The 2992-nt window shown below is 42.2% G+C and carries 2 protein-coding genes; both read left to right on the forward strand.

The window, feature by feature from the left end; translation table 11 throughout:
- Window positions 1-256 precede the first annotated feature (256 nt).
- The gene (gene hutI / locus Q1V93_RS16485; RefSeq protein ID WP_300666169.1) at window positions 257-1489 is read left to right on the forward strand and encodes an imidazolonepropionase; all 1233 of its coding nucleotides are present in this window, start codon (window positions 257-259) and stop codon (window positions 1487-1489) included.
- Window positions 1490-1574: 85 nt separating this feature from the next.
- Window positions 1575-2771: a TraB/GumN family protein gene (locus Q1V93_RS16490; RefSeq protein ID WP_300666171.1), complete on the forward strand. Its 1197-nt coding sequence runs from the start codon at window positions 1575-1577 to the stop codon at window positions 2769-2771.
- The last annotated feature ends 221 nt before the right edge of the window (window positions 2772-2992 follow it).

The raw sequence follows: 2992 nt of genomic DNA on the forward strand, positions 1-2992 counted from the left end.
GATGAATCCTGCATAGAGATAACATAAATACCCCCGCTTTATTCTCTGGATAAAGTATAGATATCCCGTCTTTAAAGCATGAATAAAGCATAGATATAGCGATAAATGTTAAAATATAATGCATAGACACTTCAACTTTTAAACACCAGTTCCCGTTCTCCTCCTCCTCAATATTCCATTTTCCATTCCCGGGAATTAAATCAGTGATAATTCCTGGTAAGTAAGTATTAACTTTGGATTCTGAAACAAGAGAGTCATGTCTAAAATTCTGATTAAAAATATCCACACACTTTATCAGGCAGGAGAAGAATTTCCTGCATTTCTGAGCGGAGAAGCAATGAGCGTTGTCCCGACCATCAAAAATGCCTACCTGGCTCTGGAAGATGGAGTGATTGTAGCTTACGGTCCAATGGATGAATGGGAAGGAATCACGGATTGGAGAGGAGTTGAAATCATTGATGCAGAAGGACAAAGTGTGATGCCTGCGTTTTGTGATCCGCATACGCATACGGTGTTCGCACGAACACGTGAAGAAGAATTTGTAGACCGGATCAAAGGCCTGACTTACGAAGAGATTGCTTTGAAAGGTGGTGGAATTCTCAATTCTGCACGCAGATTGGGTGAACTTTCAGAAGAAGAGCTTTTCCGGGAAGCGCTGAAACGAATTCACAAAATGATGGCGAACGGAACCGGAGCTCTGGAGATCAAATCGGGTTATGGTTTGTCTGTGGAAGCGGAATTGAAAATTTTGCGTGTGATCAAACGCCTGAAACAAGAATCCGGAATTGCGATCAAAGCGACATTTTTGGGCGCACACGCCTTCCCGAAAGAATTCAGGGAAAATCACCAGGGATACATTGATCTGATCGTCCATGAAATGCTTCCCTTGATAGCGAAAGAAGGCTTGGCGGATTACATCGATGTTTTTTGTGAGCGAAATTACTTCTCGGTAGAGGAGATGCAATACATTTTAAGCGAAGGAAAAAAACTCGGACTAATTCCAAAAGTGCACGTCAACCAATTTTCTATTATGGGTGGAGTGAAAGCGGCTGTGGAATTGGGAGCTTTGTCGGTAGATCATCTCGAAGAATCAAACGATGAAGACATCGAAGTGTTGAAAGGAAGTGGCTGTATGCCGACTTTCTTGCCGGGATGTTCTCACTTTATCAGCATTCCGTTCGGAAATGCGCGGAAATTTATCCGGGAAGGATTGCCGGTTGCATTGGCAACGGATTACAATCCCGGAACAACACCCTGCGACAATATGCAGATGATTTTTTCATTGGCCTGTGTCAAAATGAAACTCACCCCGGAAGAAGCATTCAATGCCTTGACGATTAATGCAGCTTACGCGATGGGCCTGTCCGAAACACACGGAACGATTTCCCTTGGAAAGTCAACACCATTGATTTTAACGAAACCAATTGATTCATTGGCTTATATTCCATACGCCTTTGGAGAAAATCACGTAGACCGACTTGTTTTTTAGTTAATTTTAGAATTGTTTAACGTACGTTGAGCAAATAGTTTACCACTTTTAGCGTTTTGATAGTCACATGAACAAACGGGTATTTTTGTTTTTCTTTCTTCTGTGCTTTCAGTCCTACGGGCAGGAAACGGGGAAAGATTACCAGTTGTTATGGGAAATCAAGGCAAAAGGAACTAAAAAACCGAGTTATATCTTCGGAAGCATGCACTCCAACGATCCCCGGTTATTCAACTTTCCGGATTCCCTGTATTCCGCTTTTGCAAGTGTCGATGCGATTGTATTGGAAACAGATGTGATGCAGATTTACGATCAGTATGATGTGCGTTTGAACCTCTTCAATTTTGATTTGTTTGACAAGAAACGTTCGTTTGCAGGATCAAAAAAAGCAACGCAGACCGTTTACGGTTCGGAAGATGGAAGGCCCCAGTTTTTGGATGCCTATTTTCAGCAGGCCGGATATTGCGGAGGAAAAGGTTTTTATCAGCTGGAAACGGTTCAGGATCAAATGAAACTGGCGGAAAATCCCGAATTGTTCAACACGCGAACAGCAATCAACGGCTTATTTTTTACCAAAGAAGCGTTTATTCAGACCTACCTGAACGGCGACATTGCTTCGCTCACGAATATGTTGAAATCCCAGTTCAAAGGAGCTCCGGATGCCTACGAAGAATTGATTACCAAACGGAATCAAATCATGGCAAAAGGGTTGGATACACTGATTCGCAAGAAAAGTGTGTTTTGTGCGATCGGTTCGGGGCATTTGTATGGCTCCGACGGCGTGCTGCAGCTTCTGAAACAAAAAGGATTTCAGGTGCGGTCAGTCAAAGCAACGTATGTCAATTCAACGATGGAACAAAAGAAATTGGTTCAATCCTGGAAAAACTACGCAATTACGGACGAAGAAAATTCTTTTCGGATGACTTTTGGCGGAAAACCGCTCGAACTGGAAGACGCAAACAAGAAACATTACATTTACCAGGAGCTCGGGCAGGGAAATACCTTCGAATTGATCATTCACGAATCGGAAGATTACCTCGATGACAACCGCTACAATTTTGTTGAGAACGAACTTGCGAAAACGAAAGAGTTGACACTCGATGCCGGCGCAGTGGTGATTGAAGGTCTGGTTTTGGATCCGATCAAAGGATATCAATGGAAACGTTTCATTCAATTCGGAGAGGTTTGTTACGAACTGATCTGTTACGGAGGAAACAAATTCATGCATTCGGACCGGGCAGGCAAATTCTTCCAAAAGTTTGAAATTCTGACAGAAAAGGAATAACCAACAACCAATTGTTTATTCATATTTCGCAATCTTCAAATGAATTTATCGGTTAATCATAATTTAGATGCGACTTATCGTACAATATGATTGAAAGAACCTTAGAACCGATTCTTCGCCAAAAATGCAAGGAAAGTAAAATTGTAGTGCTCAGAGGAGCAAGAAGAACAGGACGTTTAACACTCGTTTCGCGCATTTTTAACCTCGATGACGAACAGGTC

The organism is Fluviicola sp. (assembly GCF_030151805.1).
GTDB lineage: Bacteria > Bacteroidota > Bacteroidia > Flavobacteriales_D > Crocinitomicaceae > Fluviicola.

What these genes read in the sequence shown, in the direction of transcription:
- hutI (WP_300666169.1), top strand. Translation starts at nt 257, where the DNA reads ATGTCTAAAATTCTGATTAAAAATATCCACACACTTTATCAGGCAGGA.